This window comes from Chitinophaga sp. (assembly GCF_017745275.1).
In the GTDB taxonomy this organism is placed as follows: domain Bacteria; phylum Bacteroidota; class Bacteroidia; order Chitinophagales; family Chitinophagaceae; genus Chitinophaga.
Window position 1 is genome coordinate 667,913 of sequence record NZ_JAGHZS010000001.1, and the last position, 22,587, is coordinate 690,499.

Sequence of the window (22,587 nt, forward strand, 5' to 3'; positions counted from 1 at the left end):
GCTTTTTGCTTTCTGCTTTCTGCTAATCCATATTTCGTAATTTCGCCCAAAAGTTACATATGGCGATGCATGAAGTAGAATCATTGGTGGAGCTATCCGTTTATAGCCTGGACAAAAATCAGGAAGAAGGACTGGATCGCAGAAGTCTGTTTTACAATCTCTATAAATTACAAAACCAGTTTGATACTGGCTTTACCCATTTCCGGGTAATGGATATCCTGGTTAAACATCGTTTCGTTTACACGTTTCCTGTCAGCGCGCACCCTGCCTATGCTACCCATCAGGCCTGGTTTGATGCATTGGCCGCCAGTCAGAAATTTAAATTTATCTACGAGCAACCCACAGCAGAGTGGGACGAGGAAAGTAACCCCGTAGCCGGTTACGCCAACTACGACTTAACCACACAAAAATATATTCTCTACTGCGATGCAGGTTCCTCTCTCTGGGCAGCCATGGTAGCTAATGGTACTATTACCGGCGAAGATGCCGTTGCCCCTGAAGCCATAGATACCTTCCTCATGGCGCTGGAAATATGCGAAATAGCCGGTGAGCAAAAAGACAAAGCCCTCCTTTCACTTTGGTACCTGCTCCTGCCTTTCATGGTGATGCAGGCCGAACAGGAAGGGGAAACGATTCACTATAAAGCCCTGGAATCTATACTGGACCTGGTGGTAGCCAACGATGCCATTGAAGCAGAAGGCTTACCTCCGGCAGATGAATTACCGGTAGGTGGTGAACTGGGCAAATTCTGCCAGTGGTGGTATGCACCAGCGGCGGATAAAATGAGGCCCTCAGAATCACCCAAAGAAGAAGAAGAAATAGACCTGGAAAAAATTCCATTTACAGAAAATGTGGAGAAAAGCGCTGCCTGGTACGAACAACAGGTTGTACAAATATTACAGGAAGCCAATGAAGTCATCAGTCACATGGAAGATCATGGTGCAGATGAAACCGGCCAGCAACAAGTATTCAACCGCCTGCAGGAAGGACTCCAATACGCGGATAAGGGCCTGGAACTATCTCCGGACGAACCTGGCCTGCTGATGAATAAAGGCTCTATCCTGATGCTGCTGGAACAATATGAAGCAGCACTCGCTACATATGATAAAGCCCTCGCTATTGCGCCGGAAAATCCATATGTACACCTGAACCGCGCGGTACTGTTTTATCATATGGAACAAATCCCCGCCGCCATCGCCTCCTTCGAGAAACTGCTGCAACTCGATCCTGGTAATGAATTTGCACAGCAATGGCTGGGACACCTCAAAAGCCTTTAGCCTTCAACTAAATAAAAAGCCTTCCGCATTGTTGCGGAGGGCTTTTACCTGGCCATCCGCAACAAGCCCCCAAACCACGCTCGCCACTTAATATCACGGGTGTTAACACAATCAGCTACAGCGCAGCAGTATCATATCATCATCCGCTGCCACCCTGAAAAGGTTATTGTCATACTCAAAGCCCCCTCCCTTTTTTTTCCCGCACTGGCCCGAATACCCAGCCAAAGCGCCGCCAGTATTAAGATGTATCGTATCAATTCGCAGGCTGTTGATAACTCAAAAGCAAACAACCTCAATGGCGTAAAATGGTGCCTATCCGGGATAAAACAGGACTAATTAAAACTGGCAATACCAATAATTTTTCCTACCTTATTAGTGATTAATACAGACTCAAATGGCTGCTGAAAACGACCCACAATCTTCTTCGCACAAAAAGGATAAACAGGAAGCCCGCCGAGACTTTCTAAAGCAATCTTCCGCGATGATGGCCCTGGCCCTCACACCGCCACTGGTGATGAAAGCCGCACAACATGATGAAACCATCGCCGGCATCTTTGAAAAGATGCCCGTTAACATGGACATCAATGGTCAAAAAATGCAGCTCTCGGTGGAACCGCGTACCACCCTGCTCGACCTCCTGCGGGAACAACTGCATCTCACCGGCACCAAAAAAGGTTGCGACCACGGCCAATGCGGCGCATGCACCGTACATGTGGATGGCCGCCGGATTAATGCCTGCCTGACTCTCGCAGTAATGCAGGAAGGCAAAAAAATTACCACCATCGAAGGACTGGCAAACGGTGATCAGCTACATCCCGTACAGGAAGCCTTTATCAAACACGACGGCTTTCAGTGCGGCTACTGTACCCCCGGTCAAATTATGTCGGCTGTTGCCTGCCTGCGGGAAGGCCATGCCAATTCCCCCGAAGAAATACGCGAATTCATGAGTGGAAATATCTGTCGCTGCGGTGCTTACGACAACATCGTACATGCCATCACTGATGTAAAAAATGGAGGAAAAACAGTATGAACCAATTCTCCTATGTAAGGCCCACCAGCCTGAAAGCAGCTATTGAGGCTGTAGCTAAAAACAATGCCCGTTTTATTGCAGGCGGTACCAACCTGCTGGACCTTATGAAAAACGGGGTCATCATATCAGACAAACTGGTAGATATTAATCGCCTTCCACTAAAAGATATACAACTGGATAACGGGGTGCTGCACATCGGTTCCCTGGTGCTTAATAGTGACCTGGCTGAACACGAGCTCGTAAAAACACATCACCCGTTACTGTCGCAGGCCTTGCTGGCAGGAGCTTCCCAGCAATTACGCAATATGGCTACCGTAGGTGGTAACATGATGCAGCGAACCCGCTGCTCTTACTACTACGATACCACCATGCCCTGCAATAAACGTAGTCCCAACAGCGGCTGCGGCGCCCTCGGCGGCATCAACCGCATGCACGCCATCTTCGGCGCCAACGATAACTGCATTGCCGTACACCCCAGCGATATGTGCGTGGCACTGGCCGCTTTGGATGCTACTGTGCTGGTAAGCGGTCCTAAAGGCGACCGCCACATTCCATTCACCGACTTCCACCGGCTGCCCGGCAATACGCCACAACTGGACAATAACCTCGGCAAAAATGAACTGATTACTGCCGTAGAAATTCCTGCCAATAACTTTACAAAAAATGTATACTACCTGAAAGTACGCGATCGTGCATCCTATGCATTTGCACTGGTATCCGTTGCCGCTGCACTGGATATCCGCGATGGTGTAATTCAACAGGCCCGCCTCGCCATGGGCGGAGTAGCACATAAACCCTGGCGCTTACCCGATGCCGAGAAAGCATTGACAGGCAAAGCACCCACGGTGGAAAATTTCCGCATCGCGGCCAACATCGCTACACAATCTGCCAAAACTTATAAACATAACGCGTTTAAAACGGCCCTCGCCACCAACAGTATTCAAACCGCCTTACTAAAAGCCACTACCGTATGAGAAAACAACAAACAGGACAGTCTATGGACCGCGTAGATGGCCGGCTAAAAGTAACCGGTGGCGCAAAATATTTCGCGGACCATCACATGGAGGATCTGTTGTATGCTGCATTGGTTTGTAGTCCGATCAGCAGCGGTACCATTAAAAGTATCGACACTACCAAAGCCCTACGGGCACCCGGTGTGGCAGACATCGTATCACACCTGAATGCACCGCGGGTACCCGCGTATCAATCGGCCAAAGCCGGCGATAAAAACGGCCTGCAGATATTTAAAGATGACCGCATCTATTCCAATGGTCAGCCAGTGGCCATTGTAGTAGCCAATACGCTGGAACGTGCTGTGCATGCCGCTTCACTGGTAGCTGTACAATACAACCAGGAAACACATTATACAGACATGAATGCCAGCATGGGCAAAGCCTTTCAGAACAACCGCATGAAAGACTACCTCCGCGGAGAAGCCGGTGCATGGGAGAAAGCAGCCGTGACCCACAGCGCTACCTACACCCTTCCGCTGGAAGTACACAACCCCATGGAACTGGCAGGCATCATCGCACACTGGACAACGCCGGATACCCTTACCCTCTGGGCTAAAACACAGGGCGTAAAAAGTGTACAGGAAACCATCCAGGAACTCTTCCAATTGCCGGAACAAAATATCACTGTACACTCCCAATTTGTAGGTGGTGGCTTTGGTATGGCGTTGCGCATCTGGCCCCTGGAAATAGCTACCATATTGGCCGCTAAAAAAATACGCCGGCCGGTAAAACTGGTAATTACCCGCGAACAAATGTTCACCCTCGTTGGCTATCGCCCCAGCGCTACGCAGCAGCTCAGCATAGGCGCTACGGCGGAAGGAAAACTAACTGGTATCACACATCAGGCAGTCGCCATCACCTCTCCCTACGAAGATTTTACTGAAGGCATTGTGGCCATGAGTAAATTCATGTATGCCTGTCCTAATGTTGATACCAAATATCAATTGGTGCCACTCAATATAAGTACTCCCGTGTGGATGCGCGGCCCCGGCGAAGCTACCGGCTCCTTTGCGCTGGAATCCGCCCTCGATGAACTGGCACACAAATTAAAGATGGATCCGTTGCAACTTCGTATACTCAATCACGCAGATATAGACCCGGAAAGAAACCTGCCTTTTTCCAGTAAATATTTGAAAGAAGCATACGCATTGGGAGCAGAAAAAATCGGGTGGTCTGCCAGGAAACCTGTGCCCCGCAGTACGGAGGAAAACGGCATGTTGGTAGGCTATGGCATGAGCAGTGGCACTTTCGGTGCGTATCGGGGTAAAGCTACGGTATCGGCTACACTAAAAGCAGATGGTGCTTTGATATTGCAAAGTGCGGCAGCTGATATTGGCCCGGGTACGGCTACCGCCATGGTACAAATTGCGGCGGATGTAACCGGCATGCCACCTGAAAAAATTACGTTCATGCTGGGAGAATCCGCATACCCGTTTGCGCCCGAGCAAGGCGGTTCTTCTACTGTATCTACGGTAGGCAGCGCCGTAACTGATGCCTGTAAAGCGTTACAGCAGCAACTCGGCACTATGGCCATTGCACACATACCTGCGTTTAAAGGAAGTACACCGGAAACAATTATTTATGAAGATGGATACCTCCTGCCTCCAAACCGGGAAAACAAAATTACGCCCGAAGCACTCTTACAACAACAGCAGCTGCCGGAAGTAAAAGTAACGGCCACTTCACAGGGCGGACCGGAAAGAAAAAAATATTCCATGTATTCCTTTTCTGTGCACTTCGCTAAAGTACTGGTACATCCGGCTACCGGCGTGGTACGCATCCAACATATTGTCAGCGTAGCTGATGCCGGCACCATCGTTAATTCCAAAACAGCCCGCAGCCAGATGATTGGCGGTGTAGTAGGCGGTATTGGCATGGCACTAACGGAAGAGGCTATACTGGATCATCGCTTCGGCAGATTTGTGAACAACAACCTGGCCGATTACCATGTAGCGGTCAACGCAGATACACCACCTACCGACGTGTATTTCATCAACAAAAAAGATCCCTACATCAACCCGATGGGTGCTAAAGGGATGGGAGAAATAGCGCTGATAGGCTTTGCCGCAGCCATTTCCAACGCCGTATTCAATGCAACCGGCAAGCGGGTGCGTGATTTACCTATTACACCGGATAAAGTATTGAATACGCCGGTAACCGTTTAAATACTTGACATGAAAGAACTGAACGATATCGTAAAAGCATACCATACGGCCTGCCGGGAGGGGCTCAAAACTGCCCTGGCTACCGTTGTACATGTGGAAGGCTCTGCCTACCGTCAACCGGGCGCCCGCATGCTGGTAACAGAAAATGGCTTGCTCACCGGCGCCATCAGCGGTGGCTGCCTGGAAGGGGATGCCCTCCGGAAAGCACAGTTGGTGATGCTGCAGCAACAACCCATGCTGGTAACCTACGATACCAATGATGAAGACGATACTACACTGGGCGTAGGTCTGGGCTGCAATGGTATCATTCATATATTGCTGGAACCGGTCAACACCTCCGATCCTCACAACCCGATTGCGCTGCTGCAGGAAATTACACGACATCGGGCCCCTGCTGTGCTGGTAACACTGTTTACACTGCGCAACCGCAAAGCGCCACAACCCGGCACCTGCCTGGTGCTCACAGCCAACGGATTAATGCAGCACGACATCCCCGACGGCCACCTGCAAAATGTGCTCACCGCCGAAGCACATGTGGCCCTCCAAACACAAAGCAACTGCACCAAAACATACCTGTCTACCGGGAACGACTATACGGCACATATCGCCTTTCTGCCACCGGCACCACAACTACTGGTTGCCGGCGCCGGCAACGATGTAATGCCACTGGTAAAAATGGCCGCCATACTCGGGTGGCAAACCATCGTGGTAGACGGACGCCCCGGATACGCCACCCCTGCCCGCTTCCCGGAAGCCACACAACTGCTTACCACCAGGCCCGCAGAGGTACTCACACAGGTAGCTACAGACCCTCACACTGCCGTAGTACTCATGACACATAACTATAACTACGACCTGGCACTGCTGGCACAACTGCTGCCACTACCCCTGTGCTATATCGGCGTACTGGGTCCCGCCAAAAAACTGCAACGCATGCTCGGTGAACTGTCAGAAAATGGTATTCCCATTTCATGGCAACAACGGGCACGCCTACACGGCCCCGCAGGCCTCGACCTCGGCGCCGAAACAGCAGAAGAAATTGCCTTGTCTATTATCAGCGAAATAAAATCCGTGCTGTCGGCCACCGCAGCTACTTCCCTGCGGGAAAAAACAACCTCCATCCATGCACGCGAACAACAAATCATCCTTCAACAACAACTATAATGGAAACAACCGGTATCATCATCCTCGCCGCTGGCGCCTCAAAACGATTAGGAACCCCCAAACAACAGTTGCCTTTCCAAAATAAAAGCCTGTTACAAAACGTAGTACACACCGCCAGCCAGTCCGGCGCCACGCCAACTGTAGTGGTACTCGGCGCTTTCGCTACCCAGGTAAAACAACAACTGATTTCAGAAATGGTGCATACCGTGGTAAATCCCCACTGGCCTACTGGTATGGGCGGCTCTATCAAAACAGGCCTGCAATACCTCCTGCAACTGTCACCACAAATCAGCAACGCCTTACTCCTGCTCTGCGATCAGCCATTCATCACCACTTCCCTGCTGGAAGAGATGTTTACCCTTAAAAACACCACCGGCAAGCCCATGGTAGCCTGCACCTATGGCAATACCATCGGTACCCCAGCCCTGTTTCATAAAAGTATTTTTCCACAATTATTGTCGCTCACCGGCCAGGAAGGCGCCAAGAAAATACTGTTGCAACATCCCGAACAGGTAGCCACCATCGACTTTCCACAGGGCGCTATCGATATCGATACTTCCGGCGACTATGAGCAGCTACTCACGAAAGTGTAAACAGTATATCGTCTTCGAAAAAAAATCCCGCAAAATCAGTTTAATCAGTATAATACTGGCAAAACAAAAAAAATTTTGCCGTTAAAAGTATATCCGTATATTTGTCTACAGAATTGGTAGACTAATAAAAAACATATAAATCATGAACACCAATCATTATTCCAGCCAGCATCCAAATCAGCGAACGATAGTCGCCTTACCCTTACGTGTAGCCACTTACGCGCGTTGTTGTTGTTAATACCCCACTCCTGCCTGCGGTCACCCCACCAATGCCGCAACTATACTTAATATCACCAACTGTTTCTTTACTGTCATTTCAAAAACATTCCGTCATGGAAACGAACAACCAACCCATTTTCCACCTCAATGAGGGGATCACCAACACGCATCTGGCTTATTTCCGTAAACACGGTATTATCCAGTTTAAAAGTTTCCTGGATAAATCCAAACTGGCATTTATTCTGTCCGAAGTACAACAGGTACAGGAACTACTACTTCGCAACAACATTCAGAAGGTGAATGGCATCCCGTTGAAATTCGGTACAGACGTAGATGGTAGCCCGTTGATACAACGTATTGCCTTCGCCTCTCATTATAGCAATACCTTACGTTCCCTGCTGAAAGACCAACGCCTGCAATCACTCATCGCTTTACTCGGCCCATACGACGGCAGGATAGGAGAAAATGAAAAAGATGGACTGGTGATTAATCACTATGTCAATGCCGCAGAAAGCCAGTTCAAACAACTGGGGTGGCATACCGACAGCCCACGGGATCTATTCCTCGGATCACGCATTCTTCCCATGCTCAATGTAGGCATACATCTCGACGATTGCCCATTGGAAAACGGCGGGCTGCGTGTACTTCCCGGCACACATGAACAGGGACTACTCAAATTATTATTCCGTAAAAAATATTTTATCGATAATAATCCGGATAAAAAAGAAGTTGGCTTTGATATTGAAGCCGGCGATTTAACCGTACATGATGGAAGGTTGTGGCACCGCGTGCAGCAGTCGCCATTCACCGGAGAAAAGAGCCGCAGAAGAGTGATGTACATTCCCATTATCACCGGCGCCTATCAGCCTAAAACGGCGAATAGCCCTACACCGTTTTATCATAAACTGGCACATCTCTACGGTAATAAACCACAATGGGCACACGCAAAAGCCCATACAGAAACACTTACCCGCGTAAACACACCAACGCTCTAAAAAAATAATTATGTCATACGCACTCATCACCGGCGCAGCCAAAGGAATAGGAAAAGCCATTGCCGCGCAACTGGCAGAAAGAAACTACCAATTGCTGCTGGTCGACCTGGACGCTGAAGCACTCACTAATACCGCTACAGAACTGTCGGCACAGTATCACGTAAACGTACACACGCTGCACCAGGACCTCTCACATCCTGATGCATTGAAAAACGTCACGGCCTGGACCAGCGCCTGGCACGATGAATTACAGGTAGTAGTGAATAACGCCGGGTATGGCATCAATGGCGCGTTTGAACAACTGACACTGGCGGAACAATTCAATATTATCGACGTAAACATCAAAGCACAGGTAGGCTTATCATATGCGTATATACCTGTGCTGCGGAAATTTCCTAAAGCATACCTGCTGAACCTGGCCAGTACTACGGCTTATCAAACCGTGCCTTACCTGAATATCTACGCAGCTACCAAAGCCTTTGCACTGTCGTTTACCCGTGGATTAAGGCATGAGCTGAAAGATTCTCCAATATCCGTCAGCGCTCTCAGCCCGGGTAGCACCGATACGGATTTCGTGAACAGGGCGCGCATGGGCGATTATACCCGCAACGTTGCCAACCGCTTTAACATGACAGCGGAATCAGTAGCTAAAATAGCGGTAGATGGCCTTTTCAAAGGAAAGGCGGAAATCATCCCCGGCTTCACCAATAAACTAAATGCTTATTTACCGAAATTTTTCCCCAAAGCATTCGTGGAAAAAATTGCTGCCGGTATTTACGCCCCTAAAGAAAAAACAACAACTGCCATCGCACTAACGACATGATAGTTTTGCCATAAAAAAACCGGCATCGTAGGAGCAGAAAGCAGAAAGCATAAAGCTATTTTAGCGAATGAAAGGAGCGAAAATTATCCCTTCACGCTAATCATTCGCTAAAATAGCTTTATGCTTTATGCTTTCTGCTTTCTGCTCCTACGATGCCGGTTTTTATTTATTTATACAACACCTGTTCATCGGTGTAATACGTTTTTCTTCCTCCACCTGTATCTTTCAGGATCTCCGCACCACCGGGACTTTCCTTTAGCTTCGACGAATGCACCAGCATAAAATCCCTGATCTCTCCATGGATGATGTCAGGATTACTTTTCAGGATCTTTTTCTCCGCACCCTCCAGGATTTTCTTTATCGACTTAAACAATGCTTTCACCGCTTTAGCAGGAATTTTATTACACACAGAAAAAGGAGAAATACGGGCATCCCATAAAATGTCATCCGCATAAGCATTCCCGATGCCCAACACATTATGCTGATCCAACAAGTATTTTTTAATCGTCACTTTCTTCTTCCCTAACTGTGTTTCCAGGTAGTTTTCCGTAAATTCTTTTGACATCGCATCCGGCGCCTCTTTTTCTTCCGGATCCAGGAACACATTGGCAGCCGCCTGGAAATCTGTCAGCGCCAGGCCTGTGCCATCCCCAAATAGTAATTCTACAATGGTATATTTCTCCGTATTCTTTTTTTGAAAGAAGTATAACTTACCATGGAGCATTAAATGCATGCCTAATACATGCCCATTTTTGAACTCAAAATGTAATTCCTTTCCCACCCGTCGTATATGCTCCAACGTTTGTCCTTCCAGCGCTTCCTGCAGCGCTTCAGGAGTAGTATGCAGCTTTTTGGCGTTCACAACCGTCAACGACTTCAACTTTTTTTGCAATAGTGCTTTTTCCAGGTTATGGCGAAAAGCCTGCAGGTCAGGTAACTCAGGCATAATGATTTCTTTTTTGAAAAATTAACAATAATGGTGCAAATAATAAAGGGCCGGTAACAGTAACCGACCCATTTTTTTATGGCAGTTTTTCTTCTTACAAAACAGTACTTCAAAGATAAAACCCACTGTATAGCCTGCTTTGCTGATATTGTCCATTCATTAACCAATGTTTGCCACTTATACACTTTTTTTATGTATGTGAACAGGTTGTTAAAAATAAGGACAGAGCGGGCTCTGGCCTCCATCCTATCTACTTTTTCACCCGTAAAAGCGTTAATTTCGTGACCTATGCCTTTGCAATAATTTTTTACACACCAAAAAATATTACGGAGTGAACATGAATTGGAAGAAAGCGATTAAACCGTTAATTTTTATTGTCACGATTTGCAGTTTTGCATTTTTATTTACCTCTCTTACAGCAGAAAATCCCGGCACTAAGCCGCAACCTATTGGAACGGTAGTAACTACTGATTCCGTGAGGGAAATAAGCTTGTACGACAATATGCGGCTCGACTCTGCAGGTCTTTCCCGTGAAGCCTTTGACAATGCGTTGATAGGTTATCAGCACCTGGAGGAAATGGGGCGGATTAAAAACCCGGATATCATTTCTATCGTCGACTTTTCCCTGCCCAGTACCAAAAAACGTTTATTCGTAATAGATCTTAAAAACAAGCTATTACTTTTCAACACCCTGGTATCACATGGCCGCAATTCCGGAAAAGATATAGCCAACGCCTTCTCTAACAAAATGAATAGCTTTAAAAGCAGCTTAGGCTTCTACATCACCGGCGATACTTACACCGGTGAACACGGCTACTCATTGCGGCTGGAAGGTGAAGAAGCAGGCATCAACGACAATGCTCTCAGCAGAGGCATTGTAATGCACAGCGCGGATTATGTCAATGAAAGCCTCGCAAAAGCGCAGGGCTACATTGGCCGCAGCCTGGGTTGCCCCGCTATTCCTGAAAATATTCACCGGAAAGTGATTGAACGTATCAGGAACGGCACCTGCCTGTTTTTGTACAGCCCCGATAAATATTACTCTTTGCATACAAAAATCCTGGGCAAAGACAGCACAGCATCCTGATTCATTTAAAGAGCTTTTCTATAAAAACAGCATCGTGCCCGTATACGTCAGGCGCGAAATAAAGCTGCCCATCTGTACTCCAGGCGGTAAAGTAGGTAATGATCACCGGCACCGGGTGTTTTACCGCCACAAATTTCTGCTTGCCACTATTCATGGCACTATCAATTTTTTCGTTGGTCCATTGGGGTGAGTCTTCCAATACGAACTGCGCCATTTTCACCGGGTCCTTCAGCCGGATACAACCATGACTGTAAGCACGATTATCGCGGTTAAAAAGCCCTTTCTCAGGGGTATCATGGAAGTAGATATGATAACTGTTCGGGAACAGGAATTTTACCCGTCCCAGCGCATTGTGCGCACCCGGCAATTGCCGGATCACCGGTAACCCGTTAGCCGTTCCCGTTACCTCCATATGTTTGGAAACCAGGTAATTTTTATTCCTGGCGATAGCCGGCAATATTTCCTTCCGCACGATACTACGGGGAATATTCCAGTAAGGGCTGAATACCACCTGGTTCAATTCGCCTGAAAACATGGTAGTGCTATGTCCTTCTTTCCCTACCACAATATCCATATCAAACAAATGCTGCGTTCCATTGGTAACGTGCAGCCGGAACGCCGGGATATTTACTACGATCAATTTTCCGGAAGGTGTTTCCGGCATCCATTTCATTCGCTCCATATTGACCAGTAGCTGCTTCAAACGAGCCTCAGCCGGAATATTCAGGGCATTGACCACCGTATCATTTAATACACCATTCTGCGTATAACCATTGCTGTTACGGAAGCGGTTAACAGCTGTCTCCAGTTCATCCGTAAACAGTGCACTGCTATCATTCGTTTGCAATTCACCGGTAATAAACAGGCGTTTCTTGATGGGTATAATTTCAGGAGATGACTGACCTTTCTTTAATCCCTTTTTCACTTCGGGAACCGGCGCCCATCCACCATTCTTAACATATTCCCTATAGGTTTTGAGCGGCTCCTTCATCACGGCTATCGCCGGAAACAGGCGACTGCTGGTTTGCAGCATAGAATCTGCCAGTGCCATCACCGGATAGTTTTGAGTAGGGATCATATGCTCCAACTGCGCAATGCTGCCGTTCTTTTCCCGGAAGTAATTGATCAGCCGCCACGTTAACTGTAACTCCGTACTGATCATTTGCCGGTCCGTGGCCTTGATAGTCCCGCTGTCTTCTTCCATTAAATCATCCAGCCGCCGGTCCAGTGATTTGTTACTGGTACTGTCTTTACTGTAGTTATATAAACTGCGGAAGGCTGCAGCCTGCTCTACCGGTCCATGGCTATCAAGCCAGGCAAATTCAAAATTGCGGGCATTATAAAAGCTACGCATACGCGTAGCCAGTGTATCGTCCAGCTTTTGTGCAGCAATAAATTGCTCCAGTGCTGTACTGTCCAGGAATAAATCATTGTAAGCGTTTTCCGGCCTAATGCTGGTGTTACGCGGGCTGACAGTACTACTGCTACCGGAGTTAACCGGAGAAGAAGGGCTGCCACAGCCCCACAGCACGCCAATCACCAACGCTATCCCTAATAACCTTTTCATACCTGCTTTCTATCAAAAGAAAAGCCGGAAGAATAACCAGCCTTGCGGCTGTGTTGGGAAACTGGTAACGTGGCCGGGAAGGAACAAACTGTGCATATAGGGCAACAAAAAGCCCCCACCAGAAATGGAAGGGGCTTATTACTATTGTTGTGAATCATAAAAAACTAATCTTTTAAACTGAGGTATTTCTGAACAGATTTATAATCTTTCCAGTCAACACCACTGCCGCTACGCGCAGCTACCCCTCCAGGTACCAGTACATAACGGTATTGAGCTCTTTTCTTACCACTAACGGTGTAGGTACTTACATCACCATTAGAAGATAGTTCAATCCCGTTTTCAAATGAAACAAATTTAATATACAATCCAGTCGGTTCAGTATATGGAATAGATGCTATAACGGGATTATCCGCAACGTTTAGGTTCACATATACATATACAAGCCCTTTGGAGAGAATATCTTTGGTAAGTTTAGGCGCGTTAATGTCAGCGTAATATCCCAGCGTATCTATTACACCGCCAGCGCTATGAATGGTATCTGGCAGATAGGATACATCCAGCCAGCCAGAATAAATCACATTGGCAACACCGGTATCTCCTTTTGGACCATTATCCCCTTTGGGACCATTGGCTCCGGCAGGACCAGCAGGACCGGCAGGACCAGCGGGGCCCTGGGAGCCGTCTTTAGAACATGCAGCAAAAGCTAAAATGGCAGCCAATACAAACAGGTAAGGCAAGCGACAGTAATTACGTTTCATAAAAGAAGAGATTTTGGATGATTTAATATGATTAATTAATTGAGGTAAATCGAGGCAAACGGGATCAATTAACACGATAGTCAATATACAAAAAAACAAATAACAAAAATCCAATAATTTAGTTCAATTGGCTATTCATCAGCAGTTAGCTATTAGCTTTTAGCTATTAGCAAAATGCAGCGAAGACCACATGATACGATCTCCGCTGCATTTTGCTAATAGCTAAAAGCTAATGACTAACTGCTCTCTGCTATACTCTGCCCATTACCGGGTCGCTGAAACTTTCTTTTCCTGTTTCTACCCTGCCGGCATACCGCTGTTCAAAAGAACCACTGCCAGCTACCTTCACGGAGAAGTCGTACCAACCATGGCTTTTCGCCAGGTCTATCACCAGGGTAGCTTCTGTACGTGGTGCCACGGTTTTCTTCAGGGTTCCTTTGTGATAACCCAGATCTTCAATACTGATATTGGCAGCTTTGCTACCGCGGTTAATCAGCTTCAATTCTACACTGCCAGTGAGTTTCCTGCCGTTCGTTATACTGCGTTGGTAACCACATTGCACTTCCACCTGCGGATCATTGGCATCGCCTTTAAACTCCCGGTAGAAGCCATTAGGTCCATATGCACGAAGGTGATAGTGTGCATCTTCAAAGGAAGACAGTGGCCAGGTATCTTTCAGTTTATCCGCCGGCTTCACAGCGTAAGACCAGGTTCTTACGGCTTCCATCACCTGGGTTTCTTCCTGTAAATACTTTCCGGGCGCATATACGTTAAAAGGAGCACCGGCTGCCTGTTGTCCAAATATTTTATTGCCTGCTTCAAAGGTGATTTCAAAAGATTTTCTATCTGCACTCAGCTTACCGCCTACATATAACTCATAAGGTAAAGCATTAGATACACGTACCCCTTTTTCCTGCTGCGCCATCCAGCTGGATGCGGCAGGATCACTATTGATCTGCGCAATTTCATCAGTGGTCAATGCTTTAAAGCCATCAGGCAGTTTCTTGAATTTGGCGTTATATACCATTTCAATAAACTCGTTTCTTTCGGGGAAAGGCACGGTGATCTTTTCTCCGTTGAATGGTCTGAATACGGAGGTTAAGTCACTGCATACAGTCCGGCGCCATTCGGAAATATTCGTTTCCTTAACCGCCTTACCTTTATGCTGCAGGAATTTCTCCATCAACTGCAAAATAGAGGTGTGATCACATACCTGTGAATTCACATAGCCACCGCGGCTCCAGGGGGAAGCAATCACCAATGGCACCCGGTAGCCCAACCCAATCGGGCTTTCATGGATTTCATCGGCATTGAGGTATTTCTTGGCTTGCTCTTCCTCTTTGGTAACATATTCAATACCGGTATCAATTCCCGCGGATACTTTTCCTGTACCAGGTTTATGCGGTGCTGTGAAAGGAGGTACGTGGTCGAAATAGCCATCGTTTTCATCATAGCAAAGAATGAAAATAGTTTTCTTCCATACTTCTTCTTTATTCGTCAATATATCCAGTACTTCCGATACATACCAGGCGCCATACCACGGCGATCCGGGGTGATCAGAGAATTCGCCGGGTGCTACCAGCCAGGAAATAGTAGGCAGTTTACCTTCGTTTACATCCGCTCTGAACTGATGTAAGATATCTCCCTTTGGTACCTGTACGGTCCTTTCGGTGTCTCCGTCTTTATAAGTCAGCGTCTCCAGTTCATGATAGTTGGGATCGGCGATATTACTTGTAAATGCTTTGTTGTGGAGGTTCTGCGCGCGTTGTGATAATTTCGCGAAATTAGCTGCCGTAAATTGCGCAGCGTCGTTTTTTGTTTTCTCCAGCGACGCCTTCAGTTGTTCCAGTTTCTTCTGCACTTTTTCCTTCTCCCTGGCAACAGTAGTAGCTGCCAGCACTGCTTCCAGGTCGGTGATCTCTGCAGGCATCTCCTTTAATCTTCTTTGCAGGTACCCGATATGTCCTGCTGCAAAACGTACGTTGAAAGCAGCAAACCATTCGATGGGATTATCTGTAAAGTTAGCCAGCATGCCGTCCTTTTCTCCTTCTAACCCGGCTGCACTGATTTCGTTCTGGTATATTTTCCAGGAAACACCATTATCTTCCAAACGCTCTGGAAACGCGGTCCAATGAGCTTCTCTGCCATAGTCTACATCTTCATTCCACACATTGGCTTTGGAGTTGGCATTTTGTTCATCACGCAGGGTACCAGTCCATAAGTAAAGGCGGTTGGGAGTGGTGCCTGTGAGAGATGAACAGAAGTTTTGGTCACATACGGTAAACGCGTCTGCCAGTGAATAGTAAAATGGAATATCCTCACGGTTGTAATAGCCCAGCGTCAGCGGCATTGGCGCCCAGTCTTTATTACCGGATTGTTTTACCAGCAACCATTTATCGTATTTACCATGGTTGCGGGCTTCTACCTGGTTTCCCCATGAATGCGGCAGGCTGCTCATCCAGGTGGCTTTGGTGTCTTTCAGGTTCAGGCGGAATGGTGCAAAAGTTTCGCCTTTAGCATTGCTTTGCAGCCAAACCAGGTTCTTATTGGGCAGTTGAATGGCCCGTGGATCATTGTATCCACGAACACCCCGTAAAGAGCCATAACAGTGGTCAAACGAACGGTTTTCCTGCATCAACACCACAATATGCTCTGCATCCAGGAAGGTAGTACCAGGCTTGGGATCAATAGCCATTGCCCGCTGAATGGATGCTGGCAAAGCGCTGAATACGCCGGCAGCCCCCGATAATAAGGCTGCCTTCTTAATAAAATCTCTTCTGTTATCCATTAATAGTTGATTTTTTTTCATGTACACTGACAACCAGGATTGCCGCGGAAAGCGGAAAATAGTAAAAATCTGCGGCCAGTCATAACTAACTGTGAGGAATGGTAGTTATATTATTGTTATTGGGTCAATAAAAAAGGCCCCCCGCTAAAAGCGGGGAGCCCCTGTATATATATGTTGAGAAATGGTAAAGCTGATTTAATCGTTTACAACAGAAGGGATCAATACAATCTTGATGGCTACTGTACCGGTAGGTGCTGCCGAAGCTGCTCCATCGATTCCCTTGATCTGCACAAATACTTGCTGGTCATTGTGCAGCACATTATAAGACTGCTTTGCAAAGACTTCCGGTAACATTTCAAATTCAGTCGGAGCCGAACCTCCGGAGCCATAACGTCCCATTGATACTATTACGCCATCTGATTGAGTAAAGCCCTTCAGCTCTGGTACTGAAATCGCCAGGTTATAAGTTTGATCACTGTTGTCATACTTCCAGCTATCCGGAGTTATATTTCCAACAAAGATTGTTTTATTAGGTATCACAACCTCATTTGTAGTTTTGGTACAACCAGTGAAAACAAACACCAGTAATATCAACGGAAGGTATAACCATGTTTTCATATGAGATGATTTTGTGATGATTATCCAAATACAATGCCATAATACCAAACAGCCGATATTTCACCTGTTGAGGTCGTGACACACTGCTTTACAATCTCACCTGTACACCACCTGCTGCACCCACATAGATCGCATGGAAACGATTGTAACGTACATGTTCTGACCAGATGTAATGCCCCACCAGGTCCTGGCCCAAACCATCTTCTGTTTCCAGGTAGTTGAAGGTAGGACCGGCGTATATTTCAAACCGGCCAAAGCTGTAAGCTGCATAGGCACCCAACGACTGGCGATTGTAGTATGCACTGCTCTTTAAATTTGTCATGAAGGTGTTCTTCGCTTCTACATTTATTCTGAAGTGAGGGAAAAGCTGTGGTGAATGCGCTCCGATACCTGCTTGTATTGCATATAACGGATCGGGATTATCCTTCAGGTTATATCCTACTCCCAGGATACCATACAGGATGCGGCCACCTGATTTAAAAGCAGCTATCATAGTAGCCGATTCATCGATAGACAGGCTTACCTGCTTTTCTCCGCCCTTGACAATATTGATGACACCAATAGGACATGCGCTGCTATCCGCTATGTTGATAAATCCTACCTGCACTCCTTTTACTTTTTTGGCGATGTTGATAAATCCACCGATCTGTGTATTTACTTCTGTGGCCTTATTCATAAAGCCTGCTATCTGTGCCTTTGCACTGCCGGAAAAGTTGCCAAATCCAGCCACCTGCGCCTGTGTATTACTGCGCGCCGTATTCATAAAACCAGCGATCTGTGTACCGTCAACATCACCCTTCACAAAGTTCGCATAACCCGCCGCCTGAAAGCCTTTCATACTTCCATCGAGATTCATAAATCCTGCAATCTGCGATCCACTGGTACTGTTTTTTACCTGGTTCATAAATCCTGCAAACTGTGCGCTATGGCTTGCACTGCCAATGTGATTGGAGAACCCTGCCACCTGCAGGCGGGTAGCACTGTCTTTAATAATATTGGAGATACCGGCAATGGCTACTCCTGTTTCTGCCTTAGAAACACCAGCAATGATATTTAAAGAGAAATGATTAGTGTAGTTGGCCGCATTCTTACCGTTACTGCTCAACGGGTAAATAAGTCCGATATGTGCAGGAGCAGTCTGCGAAAACACAGTATTGGCATAGGTTATAACAGCTATCACTATTACAATAATCCGATAGTTGATGTAGTTTGTTCTCATGTTGCGTAATTATTTCGTATAGTATTACGACACGTTGAGAAACATCTACCCCTACGCAAAAAATGAAAATTAAAAAATACTGATGCCTGCCTGCCAGCCCAGCCAGCCCCTGGCATCGCCCATATTGAACGAAGGATAATGCGCACCATAGTCAATATAGCGACGCCCCTCTGTTATCTTATTTTCAGGATCAGCTATCCCTATAGATAATGCAGGACCTGCAAATATGGTAATGTGTTTATTCAATGTTACATTGAGTGATGGCTGCAACCGGAATATCTTCATATTGTGATCCCAGGTGCCTTCAAACGTATTTTGCCCGGTAGCTTCTACCATTACTGACCATACTTTATTAAACGGAATGATCTTTCCAATACCGTATCCAATAGACCATGCACTGTTATTTTCTCCCGTACCAAATCCTCCCAGCAAAATGCTGTATAATTCTGTACGGCCAGCCTTCCAGGCGATATTGTAAGGCAGTACATCTGTGCTGTACAACGTTATTTTCTTGTATCCTTTACGTACAAAGTTGAACAGACCAATGCTATATCCTGTGGAGGTATCTGCAATATTCACCAGCCCTATCTGTACACCATCCATTCGTTTCGCATAGTTAAAAATCGAGGATAACTGCAGTCCCTTCATTGTACCATGACTGATATTTCCTATATCGGAAATCTGTGCACCAGACACATCTTTTTTGGTATAATTAAGGATACCACTTGCCTGCAAGCCTTCCATATTCCCTCCCGCATAATTCACTACACCGCTTACCTGCACTCCTCCCATATCTCCACGGATAGAAGATACTACTCCTGTCAACTGTGCGCCGTTTGTATTACCATATACCTGGCCCACAACACCACTTACCTGCATTCCTCTCAAACTACCTTCGGTGACATTGCTTACACCCGCTGCCTGCAAACCTATCATGGAATCCAGCACATTATTGTGTATCCCCGCAATCTGCGCCCCGCGTGTTTTTCCGCCCACTATATTTACTACACCGGCAATCTGGCAACTCTGCATATCATTTTTCACGATGTTGAAAACCGTTCCCATTTCAAATCCATCTACACCGGCGGCATAACCACCTACCACGTTGACAGAAAATTTATTGACTACCTGCCCGCTCATACGGCCGTGAGTACCTAAACCCGGTGCCAGCGATACCTGGTAAGGCTTATCAGCAAAGAAAGAACCGATATTCAAACTGGTTAATTTCTGCCGCGAGGATAAAAATACTTTTGCAAACCAGGTTTTCTCTACCTGTGCATGCCCGGTTATATCTACAGTCTTGAGCTGGTAAGTAGTAGGGGAAATACTGACAGATATTTCCTGGTCCTGGCCCGTAAATAATAGCAGGGATGTATCGGCATACAGGTCCTTACTAACGCTGATGGCTGCGGTAGGATATCTATCCTTTAACCGCAGCCTGAAATAACCATCGTTATTAGTGAGTGTAGAAATGAGTTGCTGTCGTTCATAGACGCTGGCGTTGGGTAGCCGTTGTCCCGTTTTCCCATCCGTGACAAACCCCGTAATCATGTAATACGATTGTGTGGAGTTTTTCTTTAGCAGGATAATATAGTTGCCAGATTCTTTATATTGATAATCTCCGGAGAACAACATATCCAATACCTGTCGGACTGTCTTTCGTTTAGCGGAGATGGTGACTAAACTGTCTTGCGGAAGAATCGTTGTTAAATATGAGAAATAAAAACCTCCTTGTTTGCTGATCGATGTAAGTACGGTGGAAAGTGGCTGCTGGTTTACTTCTATGCTCACCGTTTTATTCAACAGGTTTTGTGCAGCTACTGACAGCGAAAAAATACATCCTAAAAATAAAGCTAACAAATGCTTAGATAGTAACATACGGAACGAAGGCTTATTTCAATATTATTTGTGATCCACTTTTCTCCACATTGATCTCATAAGTAAGCCCGATTACCTGTAAAGTACTATCCAGCGAACTGTTTGTAAAGGTAGAATTAATCTGTAAATCCCGTTTCTTATTATCGGCAATCACGATGTTCACACCGTATGCTTCATTTAATATTTCCACCAGTTTCCAGAGTGGTGTGTTATTACATACAAAAGTTTTTGTGCGGTAATAGCTATACAACTCATCGGTATTATTTTGCTTGCTGGGAGCAGTCTGATCTGCCGTGATCACCGCTTTCTCATGCTGCCGGAGCTGAACACTATTGTTGTTTTTAGTCACTTCCACTGCACCACTTTCTACAATTACTTCGGTTTTACCATTCACACTTTTTACATTGAAAGAAGTGCCCAACACTTTCACCGTTACATCATTTACCTTGAGTACAAAAGGTTTTCCCGGATCCTGTGCTACATTAAAAAATGCCTCCCCTTCCAGTTTCACCTGCCGTTCTTTCCTGAAAATAGCAGCATATTCAATAGTAGATTGTTTATTCAGTGTTACCTGTGATCCATCAGGTAATACCTCCTCTTTTATTTGCTGACCGGAGCTAACGATCATGGGGGTTGTACTCTGGTTCGACAGGTACCAGAAGCCCGCAGCGCCGAGCAAAACAATAAATACAGCGGCTATACGTAAAATAGGTTTCCAGTTAACACCGGTATCCAGGTGTACAATGCGGGCAGTAGTTTCGTTGCTGCCTACCCGTTGTTGAAATCGGGTCCAGGCCTCATTTTCATTCACAGTGCTAACGGCAGCCAGTTTCTTACTTTCCGTCCAGATAAGGCGGAAATGTTCAAAATAGCGCTGGTGGTCTTCTTTCTCTGTGAGCCATGCAGCTACAGCTGCCTTCTCAGCGGGAGTGGTAATATCCAGCAGGTATTTTACCAGGAGGTCATCGTTTATATGCTCAGATTGTTTTTTCACTTATGCACTTTTACAGGTGGAGCAAAATTAATAACAAGGGCAGAAAATCTACCAGGTTGAGTCGTAACAAGCGCAAAGCTTTGCCCATCTGATTTTCCACAGTTTTTATAGAGATATCCAGTCGATCCGCTATTTCCTGGTACTTCAATTCCTCGAAGCGGCTCAGTTGAAAAACGGTGCGACATTTTTCTGGTAATGCCATCAATGCCGCTTCCAGCTTCTCTTCCAGTTCACGTAACATTACTTTGCCGGATGCATTGCCGGTACTTTGATCATTGCTCATCTGGTATTTGGTATGTGCCTGGTGTGTAGCTTTCACTTTCTGATGTCGCAGATAATTAATGCATTCATGGTATACGGCCCTGTAAAGGTATCCTGAAACAGATTGCTTTATTTTGATATCGCCTGATTTCTCCCATAATTTGCAAAAGACGTTCTGCACCATTTCCTCCGCCATTACTTCATCTTTTAATAAAGTGCAGGCATAGGAATGCAAGCCTTTAAAATGTGTTTTAAAAACCTGTTCAAAAGTTAATGAGTTTTCGATTTCCGGTACTGCAGTACCCGGACTTGTAAATTCCATGCGTAGGGTTTGATATCTAACGTCAAATATAATTCCTTCTGCCAATTGAACTGATTTATTATACGACACCATGAGAAAGGTATACCCCTACGAGAAAGGACATTTTTTTGGGAATTTGTTGAAAAAGAAGGGAGGATGCTGGTTTCCAGACGCCCGGAGCGCCCTGATTTAACTGGTTATCAATCGTTTGACTTATCTCTAAACTTTCCTAGTTACTTTAACATTATATTATATTCGTTTTAAAGAATATTTCACAACTGGACGATTAATATTGTAAAAATTATCCCGATGAAATTTATCTGTACACTTTGCCTGCTGCTGTTTGGAAGCACTGTCCTTTTCGCCCAATCCAAAACGGGCTACATTAATTTTCAACAAATGATTGGTATGATGCCGGAAAGTAAACTGGCCAATGATACCCTGAATGTACTTCAGGAAAAATTAAACAGTGAAGGCCAGCAACTGCTGGATGAATACACTAAAAAAGTAAAGGAGCTGGACAGCGTAGGTAATATGAGTCCGGCTATGGTGGAAGTAAAAAGTGCAGAACTTAAAGCTGCACAAGCGAGCATACAGCGGTACAGACAAATGTCTGAGCAAACCATGTCCGCCAGAGAACAGGAATTATTAACTCCGATATTAGATAAAGCTAAAAAGATATTAAAGGCGGTAGCTAACGAAAAAGGCTATACGCTGGTGATTGATAACTCCAGAGACGCGGTGTTAGTATCCGCAGAATCCGATGATCTGATGCCGGCAGTGAAAGTGAAGATGGGCATCAAATAAACAGGCATTTGGCTATTTAGTTATTTAGTTATTTGACCGGTATAAATATTTGATGTCACTTCCGCCATTCTAATTGATAGCAGT

At 46.1% G+C, this 22,587-nt stretch carries 19 protein-coding genes; 10 read left to right on the forward strand and 9 right to left on the reverse strand.

What is annotated here, in order from left to right; genetic code table 11:
• Nucleotides 1-59: 59 nt before the first annotated feature.
• The 8 genes from J7623_RS02525 to J7623_RS02560 all read left to right on the forward strand — a co-directional run bounded on the left by J7623_RS02525 (nucleotide 60) and on the right by J7623_RS02560 (nucleotide 9,279).
• Entirely contained in the window at nucleotides 60-1,277 is a 1,218-nt protein-coding gene (locus J7623_RS02525; RefSeq protein ID WP_291916810.1) for a tetratricopeptide repeat protein, read from the forward strand.
• Between the two features lie 394 nt (nucleotides 1,278-1,671).
• Entirely contained in the window at nucleotides 1,672-2,307 is a 636-nt protein-coding gene (locus tag J7623_RS02530) for a 2Fe-2S iron-sulfur cluster-binding protein (RefSeq protein ID WP_291916812.1), read from the forward strand.
• Nucleotides 2,304-3,281: a xanthine dehydrogenase family protein subunit M gene (locus J7623_RS02535; RefSeq protein ID WP_291916814.1), complete on the forward strand. Its 978-nt coding sequence runs from the start codon at nucleotides 2,304-2,306 to the stop codon at nucleotides 3,279-3,281. Before J7623_RS02530 ends, J7623_RS02535 begins: the two co-directional genes overlap by 4 nt.
• On the forward strand, nucleotides 3,278-5,485 hold the full coding sequence (locus J7623_RS02540) for a xanthine dehydrogenase family protein molybdopterin-binding subunit (RefSeq protein WP_291916816.1): 2,208 nt from the start codon (nucleotides 3,278-3,280) through the stop codon (nucleotides 5,483-5,485). Before J7623_RS02535 ends, J7623_RS02540 begins: the two co-directional genes overlap by 4 nt.
• Nucleotides 5,486-5,494: 9 nt before the next feature.
• Nucleotides 5,495-6,649, forward strand: coding sequence for an XdhC/CoxI family protein (locus tag J7623_RS02545; protein ID WP_291916818.1), 1,155 nt, complete (start codon nucleotides 5,495-5,497; stop codon nucleotides 6,647-6,649).
• Nucleotides 6,649-7,242 carry a nucleotidyltransferase family protein gene (locus J7623_RS02550; RefSeq protein ID WP_291916820.1) on the forward strand — a complete coding sequence of 198 codons (594 nt, stop codon included), beginning with the start codon at nucleotides 6,649-6,651 and terminating at the stop codon, nucleotides 7,240-7,242. Before J7623_RS02545 ends, J7623_RS02550 begins: the two co-directional genes overlap by 1 nt.
• Nucleotides 7,243-7,574: 332 nt before the next feature.
• On the forward strand, nucleotides 7,575-8,456 hold the full coding sequence (locus J7623_RS02555) for a phytanoyl-CoA dioxygenase family protein (RefSeq protein ID WP_291916822.1): 882 nt from the start codon (nucleotides 7,575-7,577) through the stop codon (nucleotides 8,454-8,456).
• A 10-nt stretch (nucleotides 8,457-8,466) separates the two neighbouring features.
• Nucleotides 8,467-9,279, forward strand: a complete 813-nt coding sequence (locus J7623_RS02560; RefSeq protein WP_291916825.1) for an SDR family oxidoreductase — start codon at nucleotides 8,467-8,469, stop codon at nucleotides 9,277-9,279.
• A 166-nt stretch (nucleotides 9,280-9,445) separates the two neighbouring features.
• On the opposite strand, the gene J7623_RS02565 is transcribed toward J7623_RS02560, so the two are convergent.
• Nucleotides 9,446-10,225 (reverse strand): DNA-formamidopyrimidine glycosylase family protein, encoded by a 780-nt coding sequence (locus tag J7623_RS02565; RefSeq protein ID WP_291916827.1) that lies wholly within the window; start codon nucleotides 10,223-10,225, stop codon nucleotides 9,446-9,448.
• 337 nt (nucleotides 10,226-10,562) lie between these two features.
• Here J7623_RS02565 and J7623_RS02570 point away from each other — a divergent pair, with 337 nt between their 5' ends.
• The gene (locus tag J7623_RS02570; RefSeq protein ID WP_291916829.1) at nucleotides 10,563-11,312 is read left to right on the forward strand and encodes a murein L,D-transpeptidase catalytic domain family protein; all 750 of its coding nucleotides are present in this window, start codon (nucleotides 10,563-10,565) and stop codon (nucleotides 11,310-11,312) included.
• Between the two features lies 1 nt (nucleotide 11,313).
• On the opposite strand, the gene J7623_RS02575 is transcribed toward J7623_RS02570, so the two are convergent.
• From J7623_RS02575 to J7623_RS02610, 8 genes are all read right to left on the reverse strand, one after another.
• Nucleotides 11,314-12,879, reverse strand: coding sequence for a L,D-transpeptidase family protein (locus J7623_RS02575; RefSeq protein ID WP_291916830.1), 1,566 nt, complete (start codon nucleotides 12,877-12,879; stop codon nucleotides 11,314-11,316).
• Between the two features lie 164 nt (nucleotides 12,880-13,043).
• The gene (locus tag J7623_RS02580; protein WP_291916832.1) at nucleotides 13,044-13,637 is read right to left on the reverse strand and encodes a hypothetical protein; all 594 of its coding nucleotides are present in this window, start codon (nucleotides 13,635-13,637) and stop codon (nucleotides 13,044-13,046) included.
• A 250-nt stretch (nucleotides 13,638-13,887) separates the two neighbouring features.
• A complete protein-coding gene (locus J7623_RS02585; RefSeq protein ID WP_291916833.1) occupies nucleotides 13,888-16,425 on the reverse strand; it encodes a phosphocholine-specific phospholipase C in 2,538 nt (845 codons plus the stop codon).
• Nucleotides 16,426-16,620: 195 nt separating this feature from the next.
• Nucleotides 16,621-17,043: a hypothetical protein gene (locus J7623_RS02590; protein ID WP_291916835.1), complete on the reverse strand. Its 423-nt coding sequence runs from the start codon at nucleotides 17,041-17,043 to the stop codon at nucleotides 16,621-16,623.
• Nucleotides 17,044-17,131: 88 nt separating this feature from the next.
• Nucleotides 17,132-18,262: a hypothetical protein gene (locus J7623_RS02595; protein WP_291916838.1), complete on the reverse strand. Its 1,131-nt coding sequence runs from the start codon at nucleotides 18,260-18,262 to the stop codon at nucleotides 17,132-17,134.
• Between the two features lie 69 nt (nucleotides 18,263-18,331).
• On the reverse strand, nucleotides 18,332-20,140 hold the full coding sequence (locus J7623_RS02600) for an STN and carboxypeptidase regulatory-like domain-containing protein (RefSeq protein ID WP_291916840.1): 1,809 nt from the start codon (nucleotides 20,138-20,140) through the stop codon (nucleotides 18,332-18,334).
• 13 nt (nucleotides 20,141-20,153) lie between these two features.
• A complete protein-coding gene (locus tag J7623_RS02605; protein ID WP_291916842.1) occupies nucleotides 20,154-21,134 on the reverse strand; it encodes a FecR domain-containing protein in 981 nt (326 codons plus the stop codon).
• Nucleotides 21,135-21,144: 10 nt separating this feature from the next.
• Entirely contained in the window at nucleotides 21,145-21,717 is a 573-nt protein-coding gene (locus tag J7623_RS02610) for an RNA polymerase sigma-70 factor (protein ID WP_291916844.1), read from the reverse strand.
• Between the two features lie 288 nt (nucleotides 21,718-22,005).
• On the opposite strand from J7623_RS02610, the gene J7623_RS02615 reads away from it, so the two are divergent.
• Nucleotides 22,006-22,503 (forward strand): OmpH family outer membrane protein, encoded by a 498-nt coding sequence (locus J7623_RS02615; RefSeq protein ID WP_291916846.1) that lies wholly within the window; start codon nucleotides 22,006-22,008, stop codon nucleotides 22,501-22,503.
• The last annotated feature ends 84 nt before the right edge of the window (nucleotides 22,504-22,587 follow it).